At 47.3% G+C, this 18,499-nt stretch carries 17 protein-coding genes and 1 pseudogene; 6 read left to right on the top strand and 12 right to left on the bottom strand.

Going from position 1 to position 18,499, the window contains the following annotated elements; genetic code table 11:
* Positions 1–55 precede the first annotated feature (55 nt).
* Genes NXH67_RS16060 through NXH67_RS16075 form a run of 4 tightly spaced genes read right to left on the bottom strand, consistent with a single transcriptional unit; the run spans position 56 to position 2,679 of the window.
* On the bottom strand, positions 56–1,240 hold the full coding sequence (locus NXH67_RS16060) for a MalY/PatB family protein (protein ID WP_272798031.1): 1,185 nt from the start codon (positions 1,238–1,240) through the stop codon (positions 56–58).
* A complete protein-coding gene (locus tag NXH67_RS16065; RefSeq protein ID WP_272798032.1) occupies positions 1,237–1,599 on the bottom strand; it encodes a NifB/NifX family molybdenum-iron cluster-binding protein in 363 nt (120 codons plus the stop codon). The genes NXH67_RS16060 and NXH67_RS16065 overlap by 4 nt, the downstream gene beginning before the upstream one ends.
* A 9-nt stretch (positions 1,600–1,608) precedes the next feature.
* A complete protein-coding gene (locus NXH67_RS16070; protein WP_272798033.1) occupies positions 1,609–2,481 on the bottom strand; it encodes a radical SAM protein in 873 nt (290 codons plus the stop codon).
* A 39-nt stretch (positions 2,482–2,520) separates the two neighbouring features.
* Positions 2,521–2,679 (bottom strand): YezD family protein, encoded by a 159-nt coding sequence (locus NXH67_RS16075; RefSeq protein ID WP_081644378.1) that lies wholly within the window; start codon positions 2,677–2,679, stop codon positions 2,521–2,523.
* A 520-nt stretch (positions 2,680–3,199) separates the two neighbouring features.
* Between NXH67_RS16075 and NXH67_RS16080 the strand changes: the two genes are divergently transcribed.
* Positions 3,200–3,511 (top strand): hypothetical protein, encoded by a 312-nt coding sequence (locus NXH67_RS16080; RefSeq protein ID WP_272798034.1) that lies wholly within the window; start codon positions 3,200–3,202, stop codon positions 3,509–3,511.
* Here NXH67_RS16080 and NXH67_RS16085 read toward each other — a convergent pair.
* Positions 3,472–5,319, bottom strand: coding sequence for a sensor domain-containing diguanylate cyclase (locus tag NXH67_RS16085; protein WP_272798035.1), 1,848 nt, complete (start codon positions 5,317–5,319; stop codon positions 3,472–3,474). The two genes, NXH67_RS16080 and NXH67_RS16085, sit on opposite strands and share 40 nt — an antisense overlap.
* A 191-nt stretch (positions 5,320–5,510) precedes the next feature.
* Between NXH67_RS16085 and NXH67_RS16090 the strand changes: the two genes are divergently transcribed.
* Positions 5,511–5,948 carry a hypothetical protein gene (locus NXH67_RS16090; protein WP_272798036.1) on the top strand — a complete coding sequence of 146 codons (438 nt, stop codon included), beginning with the start codon at positions 5,511–5,513 and terminating at the stop codon, positions 5,946–5,948.
* Positions 5,949–6,027: 79 nt separating this feature from the next.
* On the opposite strand, the gene NXH67_RS16095 is transcribed toward NXH67_RS16090, so the two are convergent.
* From NXH67_RS16095 to NXH67_RS16110, 4 genes are all read right to left on the bottom strand, one after another.
* A complete protein-coding gene (locus tag NXH67_RS16095; RefSeq protein WP_272798037.1) occupies positions 6,028–6,870 on the bottom strand; it encodes a transporter substrate-binding domain-containing protein in 843 nt (280 codons plus the stop codon).
* A 149-nt stretch (positions 6,871–7,019) separates the two neighbouring features.
* Positions 7,020–7,757, bottom strand: a complete 738-nt coding sequence (locus NXH67_RS16100) for an amino acid ABC transporter ATP-binding protein (protein WP_022779577.1) — start codon at positions 7,755–7,757, stop codon at positions 7,020–7,022.
* A gap of 12 nt (positions 7,758–7,769) precedes the next feature.
* Complete coding sequence (locus tag NXH67_RS16105) at positions 7,770–8,444, bottom strand: amino acid ABC transporter permease (protein ID WP_022779576.1); 675 nt, start codon at positions 8,442–8,444, stop codon at positions 7,770–7,772.
* Between the two features lie 34 nt (positions 8,445–8,478).
* Positions 8,479–9,831, bottom strand: coding sequence for an MATE family efflux transporter (locus tag NXH67_RS16110; RefSeq protein WP_272798038.1), 1,353 nt, complete (start codon positions 9,829–9,831; stop codon positions 8,479–8,481).
* Positions 9,832–9,934: 103 nt separating this feature from the next.
* On the opposite strand from NXH67_RS16110, the pseudogene NXH67_RS18405 reads away from it, so the two are divergent.
* The 4 genes and pseudogenes from NXH67_RS18405 to NXH67_RS16130 all read left to right on the top strand — a co-directional run.
* A pseudogene (locus tag NXH67_RS18405) lies at positions 9,935–10,363 on the top strand (adenylyltransferase/cytidyltransferase family protein); the annotation flags it as partial.
* Between the two features lie 105 nt (positions 10,364–10,468).
* On the top strand, positions 10,469–11,671 hold the full coding sequence (gene pncB, locus NXH67_RS16120; RefSeq protein WP_272798056.1) for a nicotinate phosphoribosyltransferase: 1,203 nt from the start codon (positions 10,469–10,471) through the stop codon (positions 11,669–11,671).
* A 15-nt stretch (positions 11,672–11,686) separates the two neighbouring features.
* A complete protein-coding gene (nadE, locus tag NXH67_RS16125; protein WP_272798039.1) occupies positions 11,687–12,442 on the top strand; it encodes an NAD(+) synthase in 756 nt (251 codons plus the stop codon).
* Between the two features lie 12 nt (positions 12,443–12,454).
* On the top strand, positions 12,455–13,708 hold the full coding sequence (locus NXH67_RS16130; protein ID WP_272798040.1) for a serine hydrolase domain-containing protein: 1,254 nt from the start codon (positions 12,455–12,457) through the stop codon (positions 13,706–13,708).
* 289 nt (positions 13,709–13,997) lie between these two features.
* On the opposite strand, the gene NXH67_RS16135 is transcribed toward NXH67_RS16130, so the two are convergent.
* The 3 genes from NXH67_RS16135 to NXH67_RS16145 all read right to left on the bottom strand — a co-directional run bounded on the left by NXH67_RS16135 (position 13,998) and on the right by NXH67_RS16145 (position 18,344).
* Positions 13,998–15,275: an O-acetylhomoserine aminocarboxypropyltransferase/cysteine synthase family protein gene (locus NXH67_RS16135; protein WP_272798041.1), complete on the bottom strand. Its 1,278-nt coding sequence runs from the start codon at positions 15,273–15,275 to the stop codon at positions 13,998–14,000.
* A gap of 49 nt (positions 15,276–15,324) precedes the next feature.
* Entirely contained in the window at positions 15,325–16,311 is a 987-nt protein-coding gene (locus tag NXH67_RS16140) for a diaminopimelate dehydrogenase (RefSeq protein ID WP_272798042.1), read from the bottom strand.
* A 125-nt stretch (positions 16,312–16,436) separates the two neighbouring features.
* Entirely contained in the window at positions 16,437–18,344 is a 1,908-nt protein-coding gene (locus tag NXH67_RS16145; protein ID WP_272798043.1) for a M13-type metalloendopeptidase, read from the bottom strand.
* Positions 18,345–18,499 lie beyond the last annotated feature (155 nt).

Here is an 18,499-nt window from a genome sequence, read left to right on the forward strand (position 1 = left end):
TTTCTTTTTCTTTTTTCTTTTTTCTTTTTCTTTTTTCTAATTCAAAAAAAAAATATCAGCGGTCCTTGAAGGCCTCATATAACCTGTTCATTGCTGTCTCCAGTGTTGCCCTTGGACACGCCACATTGATCCTCTCGAAAAGAGCTGACTCTCTGCCAAAGATCACTCCTCCGTCAAGCCAGAGCTTTGCCTCATCTTCGATAAGTCTCTTAAGCTCCCGATAGTCCCCTGTGACCTTGGAGAAATCAAGCCAGATAAGGTAGGTCCCCTCAGGCTCTATGAGCTCGATCTTCGGTAGCTTCTCCTTAAGGAAATCCCTGATATAGCTGATATTTCCCTGCAGATATTGCAGAAGCTCCTCCACCCACTGCTCGCCTTTGTTGTAGCAGGATATGGCCGCCACCATTCCAAGGGCTCCGCCCTGGCTGTAGCCTGCGGCGTCATTCTGGAGTTTGAACTTATCAAGAAGCTCCTTGTTCCTTGATATTACGTTGGCCACCTGAAGACCTGCGATGTTGAAGGTCTTGCTGGGGGAAATACCAAGGATTGTGATATCCGCGTACTTATCTCCCAGTGTAAGGAAGGATGTATGCTTGTTGTCACCGTAGACAAAATCGCTGTGGATCTCGTCTGCGAAGATCTTCACATCATGCTTAAGGCAAATATCTCCAAGCCTTGTGAGCTCCTGCCTTGTCCACACTCTTCCCACCGGATTGTGGGGACTGCAGAGGATAAAAAGCTTAACCTTATTGTCTACGATCTTTTGCTCGAAATCCTCAAAATCTATGAAGTACTTGCCCTTCTCCCTGTCAAAAACAAGGTTACTTGACACGCATTTTCTCTTGTTCTGCTGAATGGTTGATCTGAAGGGATAGTAAACAGGCTCCTGAATGATGACGCTGTCACCTTCCTCCGTACAGGCCCTTACCGCAAGGGCGATGGAATACACAATTCCCGGAGTTACAAAGGTGTCCTCAGCCTTAATCTCAAATCCCTGTCTTCTTCTGTACCAGCCGCTAAGGGCTTCGAAGTAGTCCTCTTTGGGATCCGTGTAACCAAAGATTCCGTGGTCAACTCTCTTATGAAGATCCTCTAAGATTTCCTCCGGAAGGGGAAAATCCATATCTGCCACCCATAATGGAAGCAGGTCATCCCTGTGCTTGCGCTCCTGCTGGAAATCATACTTGATACAGGAGGTTCCACGTCTGTCTACTATTTTGTCAAAATCGTATTTACTCATAAGTTCATCTCCTGAAGAAGCTTCAGATATCCGTCAAGGCGCCTTAGTCCGTCGGGGACTGAGCCCGGCATCTCGAAGGCTGCTATCCCCTTTTCCCGAAGCTCGTATACTGCTCCGTCGCCGATCCTGGCGGCAAGGACAAAGTTACAGTCAAGGATTCCGTAGGCTCCTCTCCTTAGCTGATTGACGTCGTGATGACCGCCAAGGCACACCGGATTCACAAATCTCTGTTCAATTTCTTCGTAGTTCCCCGCTTCATCCACATCCACGATCAGGAAGCTCTCTGCTCTTCCGAAGTGCTGATCCACGTTCCTGTTGTCGGTGGAAGCCAGGGCCACTCTGTAGGATGGATTATCCATAAGCGCTCCTTAGCCGTGAGAAAATGTATTTTTCACATTGAGTCTGTTCTGATATACCAGCTGACTGTACTCAGATATACCCGGCACTCCAACTGCGTCGGCTCTGCAGTGGGCGCAGTGCCTGAAGACCTTGATGTGCCTTTCGGCTGCTTCCCTTGCGGCCTCAATCTGCTCGCAGGTAGGACGTGGCACGTCAGCGAGCTTGTGCTGAGGAATAAGAGGGATGATATTGTAGATAAGCGCCCCTGCTTCCTTCACAGTCCTTGCTATCGTCTCGATGTGATGGTCGTTGATGCCGGGAACCAGTACAGTATTTATCTTGAGGGTAACGCCTGCTGCCGCTACCTTCTTAATACCCTTAAGCTGGTTCTCGATAAGGATCCTGGCACCCTCTACGCCCTCGATCTTCTCACCGTGATAAATGATGTAGTCATTGAGCTGAGCCTCAATCTCCGGATCCACCGCATTGACGGTAACTGTCAGGGTATCCACACCGGATTCGATCAGTTCATCGGCTCTCTCATAGAGCATCAGACCGTTGGTGCTCATGCACTTAAGAAGCTCAGGATGTGTCTTGTCGATCTCTCTGAAGGTCTCAAAGGCATAATCCGTAAAAAGTGTATCTCCAGGGCCCGCAATTCCCGCAACCTTGATGCTGGGAACCAGCTCCACCGCTCTGTTTATAAATGTACTTGCTTCCTCAGGGGAGATAATCTTGGATGTTACTCCCGGACGCTGCTCCACATCGTTCACCGACCTGTCACAGAATCTGCAGGCGATGTTGCAGCCGGGGCTTACAGGAAGATGAATTCTTCCCGCATTGAATTTGCACCCCCCAAAGCAGGGGTGATTTCTCTCAAGTTCCTCGATAGATCTAGCCATAATACTCCTCCCATTCTCCTCGATATACCACGCAGCCCCTTAGAATCTCTGCTTGGTGCTGGTCTCCAGCTGTGTGACCTTCCCCGCATGTACTGTGATGGTCACTGTTCCATACTCGATGCCTTCAACCTTTTCTCTGATCTGCTGCCAGATCTGCTCCTCCGGATCAGGGAGTTTTACCACATTTTCCCTTGCCATGCCAATTCTCCTACCCTTTTCTTTTTCTTTTTCTGCCGTTCTCACATCCCTTTTTCACTGTGTCGCTTTAATCCGACTAATATGATGGGATTTATAAGTAATTATGTAGATGATACAGTCCGCATAGGCTCTCTGTCAAGAAGTATTTTACTTATAGGGAAATATAAGGATTAGTTATCGGGGAAGGATTTATACCAATGGGGACGGTTCTGTTTGGTAAAGTTTTGCAAACAAAACTTTACCAAACAGAACCGTCCCCATTGGTATAAATCCTCCCCCTCAGTATAGAAATGTCATTCGTCAGATTTCAAGTGTCATTCGTCAGAAATTCAACACAAATAAATCATTTTAGTATATACTACTAACGGCTTATATGGAAAAATGCCTAAATAGTATAAACAGGCATTGGATGATCCTTCAATTGGCACTAGTCAAGTAGTGAAAAAGGTAAGTCCACTTAAAGTAGCTGAAAAATATCAAGAATTCTTAGATTACTTAGAAGAACACAGGACAAAATAACATGGAAAATACCAACAAAAAACCCCTGATCACATCAATCATCGCCGTCTGGCTCATCGTCATCGCACCGATTGCCAAATTTGTTTTTAAGCTCGTAAGTCATTACTACAACGGCACCTACGCAGGCTTCAACAATTCAGAGCTGATCTACGGAATGGATGCCGTTAATTACGATCTCGGAATCATGCAATCTATAGGACTGTTCCTTGTAGCATTTGAGATTATTCTTATGGTTGTTGCCATCATCTACACAACCTGGGCTGTCACTCGCATTCATGCCCGCAGGGACGAGGAGTCAGCGAAGGTAATGTAATTTCCTTCATGCTGCTTACTCTCATACATAGCTTTATCCGCTCTCTGCAGAATATCAGAAAAAGATTCGTGCTCGGGGTCGCTGCAAATTGCCGCCCCGGCGCTGACCTGAAGTTTCCAGTCAGTCATACCTTCTATGGACACCTTGTCCAGATTGGCAAAGAGTCTGTCCATCACTATTTTTCCCAGCTCATTACTGTTAGCACCGGCTGCATAGGCCACAAATTCATCGCCGCCCATTCTGAACACAACATCGGAATCCCTGAAGTTATCCCTGAGGGTATGGGCAAGTGTTATGATCACCTTATCGCCCATGTCATGACCATAGGTGTCGTTGACATATTTAAAATGGTCTGCGTCAAACAGAAATACCATTCCGCAGATACCATCATGCATGAGCTCATATATACGGCTCTCTCCGCCGCTTCTGTTAAGGATGTTCGTGAGCTTATCGGTCTCGGACATGCGCTTGAACATCTCCTGTCTCTTTCTGTCCTCATCAATTGACTCAATAGCCAAGATTATCTTTTCCGGGTTATCGTTACTATCCCTGCTTACTACAATGAAATGCATTCGAACCCATTTGCCTTCCCGGTCCAGGAATTCATGGGATATGTTATTCAGGCCTCTGATCCTTTCAGGCAGAGTCTCAAGGTCCATGAACTGCTCAAGAAGAGGTTTGGAAACCTCAGCAGCAATAAGCTCTGCTATTTCTTCCTTGGTCGCTACGATTTTGTTATTACCCTCCGCAAAGACACCTTCTTTTATGAGCTTATTTCTTATGGACTTAACGCTTCCCTTCTTAAGATCCATTATCTCCATCGTGGAGTATACATCTGCAATGGCGCCAATCTCGCCGTGAAGCTCCCCGGCTTCCCTATGTTTTCTGAGATAAACACTGATAATAACGGTAAAAACAATTAGAAGCAGCGCAAGCACAACTGCCGATATGACAAATATATACTTGATATTTCCAAGCACCTCTTTTTCACTGAGAACCAGCACAGAATACCAGCTCTTGTTCAGCTGGCGGCAAAAAACAATCTCTCTTCCGTTTCTGCCGTTGATGGTAAACACCTCTTCCTCATGATTGAGAACTGAGGAAATAAGCCTTTTATCATATTCATCCGCTGCATTCAGAAAAACATTTTTACCAACCTTGGTTTCATTTGAATGAGACACGATCATGCCGCTCTTATCCACGATCATAGTGGCATCAACCTTGTTGGCCTCCTGTTGTGATGCCTGAAGTTCCTGAATTCCATCCAGGGATATATCCATGGAAATAACGCTCTGTCCGTCGTCAAGGAGCTTGCTGACAGACAGAACCATGTTATTCTGCTGTAGATTATGATAGGGCTTAACAAAAGTGATCTCGCCTCCCGCTGCCTTGGCCTCGGTATACCAGGGGCGCTTGGAAGGAGAAAAATCTGCAGGCGGATCCCAGTCAGCCCCATCCAGATATTCTCCTCTGATGTAGCCGTATACTCCCCTGTTGTTGCTATCCACAACAGAGGTAAAAACCTCGGACTCTTCCTGAAGGAAAGCCTGAATCTCCTCATTGGATTGTCTGTTATCTATCATATGCTCCACCTGTTCGGAGGCAAAAATAACCGCATCCCTTGGAGTATCAAGATAGAACTCCACGTCCCGGAACATCTGAATGGCATTGTTGTTCCACAGGTTTATCATATTTTGTCTGGAAACGTTGTACAAAGAATAAAAGACCGCAATAATCACAGTTGTCACAAGTATTATCCCTGTGGCAAACGCAATTATCGGTCCTTTGTCCTTTGCCTGTTTAACCATAAGCAAAATCCTCACTTATGTTCCTATTTTAATATAACGTCATTACGTTAACAAATTAAAGGTTTATTAAGTTATTTTCGTTAATTTCTAAGATTTCCTTAATAAGGGATTTATAATTGACTGATAAAATATAGTTGAAAAAATATGTAGAGTTGTCACCCTTACGTTCACGGATGAAAGGAGAGGTGGAAATGAAGGCTCTGTCAAAGATAATGTATTTTATCATCGGACTGTTGGTCCTTATCTGCGTGATCATAGTCCTGTGCGGCAAGAACCCCGAGCTCAAGAACGGACTCAAGACAGTATCGGAGGAAATTGCAGCAAATATGGCAAGCAGCGAAGAAGCCATCGTCGCTACTGCTGCCGCTACTGAAGAAGCTACAGTGGAGGAAGTTCAGACCACATCACCTGAACCGGCCGTACCCCAGCAAGTTGCAGAAGTACCTGCCCCTGTTGCCGCTGAAGAAACACAACCGGCAGCTGCTACAGAAACTTCACAGGCACCAACGGAAGAATACGCGGCAGCCACTGCCAGCGAAACAGTTGAGAATTCCCAGGAGACATATCTGTCCCAGGATGTTACAGAAGTAGAAAAAACCGAACCGAAAAGAGGGGACAGTCCCAATTAACAAATTGTGAACTTCGTAGATAAACGGAAGACTATGTTGTTCACAGTTTGTTGATGGGGACTGTCCCCTTTTCACTCGCTTATTCTTTAGTTATATCAGCTCCAAAGTATTTAATAGAAATCTCTGAGAGCTTGCCCTCCTGGCGAAGCTCTGCAATAGCCTTGTTGATGGCCTCTCGCAGGGTATCATTATCATTGCCCTTGGCAAGCGGAATCGCATAATTGGTAACTTCGGGATCGATGGCTGCAACCTTAAGCTCGGTTGTTCCGGTGGATTTGAAATAATCCTGAGCTGAAGTGTTGGCATTGATGGTTGCGTCCACGGTTCCGTTGAGAACCAGTGTCATGGTCTCGCCCAGGGTGTCCACGTTGGATACCGTAGCTCCATACTCCTTGCCCATAGCCTCATAGGTTGAACCTGCGGAGTTGGCGGTTGTAAGACCTGCAAGATCCTCAAAGGATGTGATCTTCTCGCTAGTTGCCAGTGTGATAACCACCGCATGATCATAGGCATAAGGATCGGTAAAATCATAAGTGCCCTTCCTATCCTCTGTAACATCAACGCCGTTGGCCATCATATCGAAGGTTCCTGTGGATACGCCTGTCAGTCCTCCGTCGAAGGGAACCTCCTTGAAGTCCGCCTCAACCCCGAGCTTTTCTGCGATGGCTGCTGCCACCTCAACATCAAAGCCCACCAGTTCATCGGTGTCAGGATCATGATATGTAAAGGGAGACCATACTCCCTCAGTTGCTATTGTTATCTTACCTGCAGTCTTGATCCTGGACAGGTGATCCTCTCCTGTAGCTGTGGCGGTATCATCACCTTCAACAACAGTGGTATCCGTCGTCCCCTTGTCCCCACATCCTGCAAGTAATGTGCCTGCCAGTGCCGCAATCAGAAATAAAGACATTTTCTTTTTCATAATTGTTACCCCTCTCTCCTGTAATATTTCGCCGGTTGAATTGTGCACAATCGTATTCTATATGCTTACTTAAGGTCGTGTCAACTCGATTTTTGTTATGTACCTGTCATTTTTTGTAGCTGCCGCACTTATATGAACCCAAACAAGCCTCAGCCAACCACCTTCAGGAACTCTTTGGTCTTATCTTCTCTTGGATTCTCGAACAACTGTGAAGGACTTCCTTCCTCAACCACCACGCCGTCAGCCATGAATACCACATGGCTCGAAACCTCTCTGGCAAAAGACAGCTCATGAGTCACCACGATCATCGTCATGCCCTCTGCTGCCAGCTGCCTCATGACCTGCAGCACCTCGCCCGTAAGCTGCGGATCCAGCGCCGAAGTTGGCTCATCGAAATAGATAACCTCAGGATCTGTGGCCAGCGCCCTTGCAATAGCCACTCTCTGTTGCTGTCCTCCCGAGAGCTGGCTTGGATAATACTCCTCATACTCGCTCATTCCAACCTTGGCGAGCACCTCCCGTGCCTTTTTCTCCGCCTCTTTCCTATGGATCTTTCTTCCTGCGGTAAGTCCCAGAGTCACGTTCTCAAGGACATTTTTGTTGGCAAAAAGGTTGTAATTCTGGAATACAAATCCTGTCTTTTTCCTGATAGCTGCGATATGAGCGCCGGACTCATCGTCAAGCTCGTAGTCTTTGCCGTCAAAGACCATATGCCCGATATCAGCATATTCAAGAAAATTTATGCAGCGAAGAAGCGTTGTCTTTCCCGAACCGGAAGCCCCGAGGATTGAGACCACGTCCCCTTTATTTACCGTAAGATTGACTCCCTTAAGGACCTGTCTGTCCCCAAAGGTCTTATGAACATCCGTTATTTCAAGTAATGCCATGCTCTCACCTCCTTACTTTCTGACGCCGTAGCTTCCAAGCACCTTCTCGCCCTTTTTCTGAATAAAGGTGAGAACCGTGCAGAAGATAAGGTAGATAAGTGCCACCTCGATGTACAGCGGAAAATAGTTGTAGGACTGGCCTGCGATCTGCTTGGTCCTGGTGAACATCTCAACAACCGTAATGCTGGAAGCCAGAGACGTATCCTTCACCATGCTGATAAGAGCATTAAAGAGCGATGGAAAAGCGGTCCTGAAGGCCTGGGGCAGAATGATATGCCACATGATCTGCATATAGCTAAGTCCCACGCAGTAGCCCGCCTCCAGCTGACCGATGGGCACCGCCTCCATGGCAGCACGCATAGTCTCAGCGCTGTAGGCACCCTCATTTATTGTAAAAACGATCACCGCCATCAGGAAGGGATTGGAATGGATCCCCAGAAGCGGCAGTCCGTAGAAGGCCACCATCAGCTGAACCAGCAGCGGCGTTCCTCTAATTATCCATATGTAGAATCTGCAGATTTCCTTGACCACAGGCACCTTTGCAAACTGCGCCATGGCCACAAACACCGCCAGGATCGTGGACAGTATGAAGGCTATCATGGCAAGGGGCAGGGACACCTTAAGGCCATATTCCAGTATTTTGGGAAAAGAACTAATAAGCAGATCCCAGGTTTTCTCATTAAACATAGATTATCCTCATTATGATCAAAAAGCTTCACCGTCAGAACTTCTTTAATTCCGAATATGCCATCGGCACCGCAATAAACAGTGACAACACATCTGCCGTAGCCTGGGCCATCTCAACGCCCATAATTCCGAATAACTGCGGCAGTATCAGAATCATAGGGATGAAACAGAAGCCGTTTCTTGCCGATGCAGTGATCGATGCCTTGATACCCTTACCAATTGACTGCAGCATCATATTGCTGATAACAATTGCTCCTGACAGGGGCAGTGTCCCCGACATGAAGCGAAGAGCGGCAGTTCCTACCTCCACCGCAGCAGGATCCTTGGTAAAGAAAGCGATGATATTGCCTGCAAAACCAAAGCACACCGCTCCTATGATTATCAGAAAAACAGTCGAATACTTAACGCAGAAGCTAAAGCCCTCTTTTACCCTTGCTGTAAGCCCTGCGCCGTAGTTAAAGGAGCAAACCGGCTGATAGCCCTGACCGAAACCGATAAGGGCCGAAGCCATCATCATCATGATCCTGCCTGAAACAGACATTCCTGCGATCGCAGCATCTGCGCCGATTGCTCCCGCAGTCCTGTTAAGAAGAAGCGTTGATATTGCAGCCAGACCCTGACGAAACAGTGAGGGCGCACCGCCGTTGATGATCTCAACAATATAGTGCCCGTTGATATGCACATTTTTGATACTGAGCTTGATATTCTCGCCCTTGCTGGTTCCCACAAGGAGCACGATGAAGCTGGTAATCTGTCCCATAACCGTGGCAATGGCCGCACCCTTGACCTCCATATGAAACACAAGGATGAGAAGCGGATCCAGCGCCATGTTCATCACCGCGCCGCACATAAGGCCGATCATGGCATAGACAGCGCTTCCCTGGAACCTTAGCTGATTGTTTATAACGAACTGAGCCATCATAAAGGGTGCGCCTATCAGGATGATCCTCATGTAGTCCTTGGTAAACTGCATTGTTGTAGGCGTTGCCCCTAGGAAATTAACTATGGGTTCGATAAAAACATTTCCCATCACGGCGAAGAACACTCCCACGATAAGAGCCATTGCAAAGCCCGTGGAAGCCATCTCGTCCGCCTCCTTGTGATTGCCGGCGCCCAGCATTCTGGACAGGTAATTACCTGAGCCGTGGCCAAAGAAAAAGCCAAAGGCCTGAATAATCGCCATAACTGTGAAAACCAGTCCCACCGCCGCCGTAGCTGCAGTATTTATCTCATATCTGTCCGATACCCTTGCCACGAAGAATGTGTCCGCCGTGTTGTAGATAGCCGTAACCATCATACTGATGATGGTCGGCACCGACAGGGACAGTATCAGCTTTGGCACTGGGGTTTTGGTCATATAATCTCTTCTTGAACTTGCCTTAGACATAAAAATACATTTTTTCCTTCCGAAACATTTATCTTCAATTGTCTATACTACTAGAAAAGCATATAATAGTGAAGATAAATTTATAACCTCAAGGAGGCGAATTATGGAAAAAATCGGTATTGTTTTCGGTTGTTTCATCCCCATGCATAAGGGACACGAATCCCTCATCAAAAGAGCACTGGATGAGAACGACAAAATGATCATAGGCGTATGCGGCTACAGAGCCGACAGAGGCAGAGATTTCCTGGATTTTGAATCCCGCTACGGACTTGTACAGGAGATGTTCGCTGAAAAAGACAACGTCATTGTAGTTCAGATAGATGACAAGAAGCTTGGACTTGACGGAACCTTCACTCATGACAACTGGGTTCTGTGGGGTAACGAGCTCTTTTCCCAGGCCAAAAGAAAGCCCGACGATGCAGAGTACAACTGGTACACCGGCGAGCAGTCCTATATCGACAAATTAAGTGTTATCTATCCTACTCACAAGTTTACCCTGGTAGACCGTGAGATCATCAAGGCTTCCGGCACAGAGATCAGAAAGAGTCCCGCCATCCACTCCGATGACATCAACGACTTTTTCAAGAGCTATCTTCGCAAAAACGGCAAACTCGACATCCCCGAGTCAGAATTCAATATGGACCTCATCATCTCCAGCCTCTTAGAGACTGATTTGTACAAGTTCTCAATGGGTCAGGCTATCTATCACCACTTCCCTGACTACACCACAACCTGGTCCTTCAAGTGCAGAAACAAGGACGTGCACTTCACTCCCGAGATGGTGGATGAGATCAAGCGTCAGATCTACGCTTACTGCGACCTTCATTTCAATGAGGACGAGCTGACTTACCTTGCAAATATCAAATGGATCAAGAAATCCTACGTTGACTTCCTTCGCCTGTGGCACCCTCGCTACGAAGACTTCACCATCAGCACCGACGCTGAGTGCGGCCTTTCCATCGAGACCAACGGAACCTGGCTCAACACCTCAATGTACGAGATTCCCACACTGGCAATTGTAAACGAAGTTTACTTCAGAATGAATTATGATTACAAGGAGCTGTATGCTTCCTTCGAGGAGAAGCTGGATGAGAAGATTAAGCTCCTTACCGAAGGAACCTACAACATCGGAGCCTTCAGTGAGTTCGGCCTTCGCAGAAGACTCTCCGCTCAGGCTCAGGAGCTGGCGGTTATGAGACTTCGCGACTCCGACCTTGGCAGCTCCAAGTTCGTTGGAACCTCCAACGTATATCTTGCCAAAAAATGCGGCGTAACTCCCGTAGGAACCATGGCCCACGAGTGGATCATGTGCGTAGGTCAGGGTAACCACAAGCACAATCCCGCCTACTCCAACTGGTACGCTCTTGATGCATGGGTAAAAGAGTACGGAGTCCTGAACGGAACCGCTCTTACGGATGCCATCACAACAGACTGCTTCCTTAGAGACTTCCAGCTGACCTACTCAACTCTTTTCTCAGGTGTAAGACATGACTCAGGAGACCCGATCGAATGGGGCGAGAAGATGATAGGGCACTACGAGAGCCTTGGCATTGATCCTAAGACCAAGACACTGCTCTTTAGTGACAGCCTTGATTTCGAGAGAGCCAGCAAGATCTTTGCTCACTTTAGCGGCAAGGCAAGAGTTGCCTTCGGAATCGGAACCTACATTGCCAACGACACCAAGGTTCCTGCCCTCAACATCGTTATGAAGACCACAGCCTGCAACGGACAGGATGTTGCCAAGATCTCAGATGTTGCCGGCAAGGGAATGTGCAAGAACCCCGCATATGTAGAGTATCTTCAGAGATGTATCGACTGGCGTATGGAGCACGAAGCCTGATTGTGAGGTGCGAAAATGAGTGAGATTCTTAAAGATTTTAATGCAGAAAAAGAAATAGAAAATATCGTAGCCTGGATCAGGGACTGGTTTGAAAACAACGGTCCAAAGGCCAGCGCCGTTATTGGCCTGTCGGGAGGCAAGGACTCAACCATAGTTGGTGCCCTCCTTGTTAAGGCCCTTGGCAAAGACAGAGTTGTGGGTGTTCTGATGCCCGACGGCGAGCAGAAGGACATCGCTGATTCCAAAAAAGTTGCTGAGATTCTCGGCATCAAGAGCTATGTGGTAAATATTTCCGCAGCTACCGAAGGGATGAAGAAATGCCTTGGAGATGCAGGCGTGGAGCTTGGTAAGGACGCTGTCATCAACACTCCGCCCCGTATCCGTATGACTACACTGTACGCAATTGCCCAGTCTCTTCCCATGGGAGGCCGTGTTGCCAATACCTGCAACGCCTCCGAGGATTATGTGGGCTATTCAACCAAGTACGGCGATGCAGCCGGGGACTTCAGCCCCTGTGCTAATTACTGCGTAACCGAGATGAGAGCCATCGGCGATGCCCTGGATCTCCCTACAGAGCTTATCCACAAGACTCCCTCCGACGGACTGTCGGGAATGTCTGATGAGGACAAGCTTGGATTTACCTATGACGCCCTTGATAAGTACATCAAGACCGGCGTCTGTGAAGACGAAGAATTAAAGAAACGTATTGACCATTTACACGACATCAATCTGCACAAGCTTAAGGTCATCCCTACATACGCAAGACAGTAAGGAGGATTTTACATGAAAACCATGCTGACACTAATGCAGGAAGCCATGGACAAGGCTGTTGAGAATAAGGAAGTAGCCGGTGTTTCTGCTCTTGCCATCAAGGACGGCAAGGAACTTGTTTTTGCCAAGAGCGGCCACTGTGATATTGCGGCAGGTAAGGCAATGGAGCGCAGTACCATCTGCCATCTCTATTCCCAGACCAAGCCCATTACCGCTGCAGCTGCTATGATGCTGGTTCAGGACGGAATTATCGACATGGGACAGCCCGTTGGTGATTTTATAGACAGCTTCAGGAATCAGCTCTATGTGGAGAACGGCGTAGTTAAGCCTGTTCCCGCTGAGAATGCCATGAGGATCCACGATCTTTTGAACATGACCTCGGGCCTTACCTATCCTGGAAACCTCTCCCAGACTGAGGTTAAGACGGGTTATCTTTTCCACGATATGATTAAAAGGTTCAAGGACTGCGATACCACAGAGGATGCTAACGACTATCTGGATGCAGATAATCTGGGATTCTCACTGTCCAAGACTCCGGACCCTTCCAAAGGAATGATGAGCACCATGGAATTTGCCACAGAGCTTGGCAAGATTCCGCTTCTCTTTATTCCGGGAACCCACTTCAGATATGGAACCAGCGCTGATGTCCTTGGCGCTGTTATCGAGAAAGCATCTGGAATGAGCTTTGGAGAATTCCTGCAGGCAAGGCTTTTCAAGCCCCTGGAGATGAAGGATACTTTTTTCCAGGTGCCCGAGGACAAGCTCCCTCGAATGTCCAAGATCTACAAAAATGTTGGCGGAGAGCTCCGTGAGTTCCACGGCAACCGCCTTGGTGTCAGAAGCGACGGCAAGGAAAATGCCTTTGAATCCGGCGGCGCAGGCCTCTACTCAACCCTTGATGACTACGCCAAGTTCGGTCAGATGCTCCTTAATGGCGGCACCTACAAGGGCCAGGAGATACTTAAGCCCAGAATGGTTCAGTATTTTACAAACGGCAAGCTGGAAGCCCATCAGCAGGCTGACATGGATATGTGGCAGGGCCTTGAAGGCTTCTCCTACGGCAACCTTATGCGTGTTATGAAGGATCCCGAGAGATCCGTGCTTGTGGGAAATAAGGGTGAATACGGCTGGGACGGCTGGCTGGGAGCATACTTTATGAATGATCCGAGCAATAACCTGACGTTCATTATGATGACGCAGATGTTTGATTATGGAACAGGGACGCTGACGAGGAAACTTAGGAATATCATTATGAATAATATTTGATGATAACAATAATGAAATAAATTGCGCACGACTGCTTGAAAGTTATGGCTTCGATGTAGATTATATCCAGCGAAGTCTTCATCATGCGGCCGGCGCAATTAATTTTTTTGCAAATAATGTGTCACCTATGATCACACCATCGTTATCATCAAAAAAATCAAACCAAAAGGCTTATCATATCTCTTATACGTAATAACTATAACAGCGGAATGGGATGCGCTCTCCAAGCAAAACCATAAATTGCGCCGGCCGTATGACGATAAACTATAACAGCCAATGCATAGAGATCTTAATTAAGTGCATTCTTGATATCTTCAATAAGATCTTCCTTATCTTCCAATCCACAAGAAATTCTCACAAGTCCTGCCGGGATTCCTGCTGCCTCCAGCTGCTCATCTGTGAGCTGTCTGTGGGTAGAAGTAGCGGGATTCAGGCAACAGCTTCTTGCATCTGCAACATGGGTCTCGATGGCAAATACCTTAAGTTTTTTCATGAAGCTCTCTGCAGCTGCTCTTCCGCCCTCAAGCTCGAAGGATACAACTCCGCAGCCGCCGTTTGGAAGATACTTCTTTGCCAGCTCGTGATACTTGTCAGACTCAAGGCCGGGATAGTTAACCTTTTTAACCTGAGGCTGCTTTTCAAGGAACTGTGCTACAGCAAGGCCGTTCTCAACGTGCTTGGGCATACGAACATGGAGGGACTCAAGACCAAGGTTCAGAATAAATGCGTTCTGAGGTGACTGGATACAGCCAAAGTCTCTCATAAGCTGTGAGGTACACTTGGTGATGAAAGCGCCTTCTTTTCCGAACTTCTCAGCATAAACGATGCCGTGATAGGATTCATCGGGAGTTGTAAGTCCGGGGAACTTGTCTGCGTGTGCCATCCAGTCGAATTTACCGGAATCAACGATAGCACCGCCTACAGCTGCTCCGTGGCCGTCCATGTATTTTGTTGTTGAATGAGTTACGATATCTGCGCCCCACTCGATAGGTCTGCAGTTAACAGGTGTGGGGAAGGTGTTGTCAACTACAAGAGGAACGCCATGAGCATGTGCTACCTTGGCGAACTTCTCGATATCAAGAACTGTAAGGGCAGGGTTGGCGATTGTCTCACCGAACATTGCTCTTGTGTTGTCCTTGAATGCAGCGTTCAGCTCCTCTTCGCTGGCATCCGGAGATACGAAGGTTACCTCGATGCCCATCTTAGCCATGGTTACGGCGATGAGGTTGAAGGTTCCGCCGTAGATTGAGGAAGAAGCTACGATATGGCTTCCGCACTCACAAATATTGAACAGGGCAAAAAAGTTAGCTGCCTGTCCTGATGAAGTGAGCATTGCTGCGCATCCCCCCTCAAGTGCTGCGATCTTGGCAGCTACATGGTCGTTGGTGGGGTTCTGAAGTCTTGTGTAGAAGTAGCCTGAAGCCTCCAGATCAAAGAGCTTGCCCATATCCTCGCTGGTATCATATTTAAAGGTTGTAGACTGTACAATGGGAACCTGTCTTGGTTCACCGTTGCCGGGACGATAGCCGGCCTGCACGCATTTTGTGCCAATCCTCTTGTTTTCCATTTTATGTTTCCTTTTTCTTTTTAGATTTTCTTTTTGCCGTATTATATGATCAGAGAAGGTGTGCTCTAAGTTCCTCACCGCTCTTGTCTGAAAGATATGCCGGAGGGATGTCGAGGATAGTCTTGCAGCCTGTCATGCCCTCTTTTTCCATTCTGAAAGCAGCTCTTGCAACTGCTACAAGAACACTGGTGGTGAACTCAGGGTTGGAATCAAGCTTAAGGCTGTACTCGATGATGTGATTGTGCTCCTTGTTAGCGCCGGTCTTGCCGCTTCTGAATACGAAGCCGCCGTGAGCCATTCCGCTGTGATTTGTAAGAAGCTCCTCTTCGCTGATAAAGTGAACGGTTGTGTCATAATCAGCAAAATAGTTGGGCATCTCCTTGATCTCTTTTTCCACTGCAGCTGCATCTGCGCCTTCTTCAAGGACTACGAAGCACTCTCTTGTGTGCTTGTCTCTTGTGGAAAGCTCAGGGTTCTTGCCGCTTCTTACTGCCTCAAGAGCGCTCTCTACGGGAACAGTGTACTGCTTGGCATTCTTGACACCCTTAACTCTTCTGATGGCATCTGAATGTCCCTGGGATACGCCCTTGCCCCAGAAAGTGTAGTCATTTCCGTCAGGAAGGATAGCATTTGAGTAAACTCTTGCAAGAGAGAACATTCCCGGATCCCAACCGCAGGAGATAACTGCGATCTTGCCGGCCTCTTTTGCTGCTGCATCAACATTTGCAAAATGCTCAGGGATTCTTGCGTGGGTATCAAAGCTGTCTACTACGTTGAAGAGCTTAGCATACTCCGGGGTCTGAACCGGAAGATCTGTGGCACTTCCGCCGCACAGGATCATAACGTCGATCTTGTCCTTCCAATCTGCAACGTCGTTAACTGAAACAACGGGAACTCCTGCTGTCTGTATCTTAAGTGATGAGGGATCCCTTCTAGTGAAAACTGCTGCCAGTTCCATGTCGGGAGCTTCCTTGACTGCAAGCTCAACGCCTTTGCCAAGGTTACCGTAACCAAGTATTCCGATTCTTGTACTCATCTGATTTCCTCCTATGTAAATAAAACTTTTTGATTTACCACTTTAGCGCAATGCTCTGTCTATTATAGTTTACTAAACTGCTGATGACAAGGGGACGGTTGCGAGTCAACCGTCCGCCTAATCAATTACCAGATGCTAATTCTCTTCTCCGGCGCAATATACATCTCATCCTTTTCCGTTACTCCAAAGGCCTCATACCATTCAGGGAAGTTCCTTGGCTGCATATTGGCACGAAGCTCATTAGGAGAATGCTTATCGCTGGCAAGCAGAAGCTGAATGTACTCCTCATTGGCCTTTCTGCACCATATTCTTCCCCAGCTCTTGAAGTACTCCCGGAAATCTGCATTTTCAAGTGTATGCATGATCTCAAGAGTTACGCCCATTCCGCCGTTATCTGCGATATTCTCGCTGACTGTGAGCTCTCCGCTTACCTTGCCACCGTGGAAAGGAATTCCGTCAAACTGCGCTGTCATATCCGCAGCCTTTTCTTTGAAAGCCGCAAAGTCCTCTTCCTGCCACCAGTTCCTGAGGTTACCGAGCTCATCGAAGTTGGCTCCGTTGGTGTCGAAGGAATGTGAGATCTCATGACCTATTACCGCGCCGATACCGCCAAGATTTGCACTCATTCCCTGGTCAATGCTGTAAAAAGGCTTCTGAAGAATTCCTGCCAGGAAGGTTAAGTCGTTGTTTAAGGGTCTGTAGCAGGCATTTACCTCGTGTCCCGGCATGGACCATTCTGTACGATCCACCGGCTTTAATGCCTTCTCAAGTTCATTCTTTGTACGAGCCATCAGGATTTTCCTCATAGCCTCAAAATATGAATCCTCTTCATCAAATGTAAGCTTTGACCATACCGGCTTGATCTCATCGGGGTAAGCCATTTTTATCTCCATTGCGGAGAGCTTTTTTATGGCCTGCTCCTTGGTGGCTTCGGAAAGGAATGTATTTCTCTGTATTCTGAGCTTGTAGGTTTCGATGATCTTTTTTACGATGTCGATAACATCCTTTTTAGCCTCTTCACCGAAATAAGTTCTGCCGTAGTACACACCCACGGGCTCTGAGTACATGGCAGATGCTACCTGATAGGCCTCTTTTTCAAGCTCAGGATCAGCAGCAATTCCACTAAGTGCTCTTTTATAAGTATTTCCTAGGGTCTTTAGTTCAGGTGAAAGACAGGCAGTGGCGTTTATGAGAGTATTCACATATGCCCAGTGGACATACATCTCAAAGTTCTCCTCATTAAAGTAACCATCCATCTCTCTGATGGCCCTGGGATCAACCACATTGATTCTCTCCGGAGCCTTGTCACCATACAGGCAAGTCAGCACTTTTTTAATATCAAAAGGTGTAAGCATGGCTGCCACTTCTTCCGTATCCATAGGATTATAGCAGGCTGCCAGATCTGACCACTCAAGAGCACTCTTAACCTTTTTGGCAATGAGCGCATCATAAGAAAGGGTATCCTGAAGGAAGGTCTTCTGCTCCTCCTCTGTCAAAGGTGTGTATTTAAGGACCTTCTCAGCCATATCCGTGTACACGGCAAGAAGCTGCTTTCCTGCCTCATTATCCTCTTTGTAATACTCTGTGTCAGGAAGAATAATGGATGGACCGGCAACAATAAACTGGTTTTTGGTAGCATCCTTCATATCAGGCATAACACCCATGTTCACAGGAAGCGGAAACTCCTCCAAAATAAGCTCACCTGTAACAGCGTTAAGCTCATCCACGTTCTTAATATTCTTAATCTTCTCAAGTATCGGAAGAACCGGTGTTATTCCCTCTTCTGTTCTTCTCTTAACATCCAATATCTTCTTATAAAGAGAAACTGCGTACTTCATCTCAGGGATATCTGTTGTTTTCTTTCCCTCAGCAAAAGCTGCAAAGTCCTCCATCAAAGTCTTCTCAACATCAACCTCCAGATCGGCAAAGCCTCCTATTGTAGGCCTGTCCTCGGGAATAACGGCGGTTCCAAGCCACTCTCCGTTGACAGCCATGAAGAGATCGTCCTGAATTCTTACTGTCTGTTCACTCATGTATCTTTTGTTCCTTTCCCCAAAATTATTTCAAATCCTGATTCTGAAATCCGCGCTTCCCCCTGCGCAAATTCCCCATTTAGCCAACATTATACTTTATCGCCGCAAAGTATTAAAGTGATATTTAATCATTTCACCCAAAGTTCGAAAAATGT

The sequence above is a fragment of the Butyrivibrio sp. DSM 10294 genome (genome assembly GCF_028539135.1).
GTDB lineage: Bacteria > Bacillota > Clostridia > Lachnospirales > Lachnospiraceae > Butyrivibrio.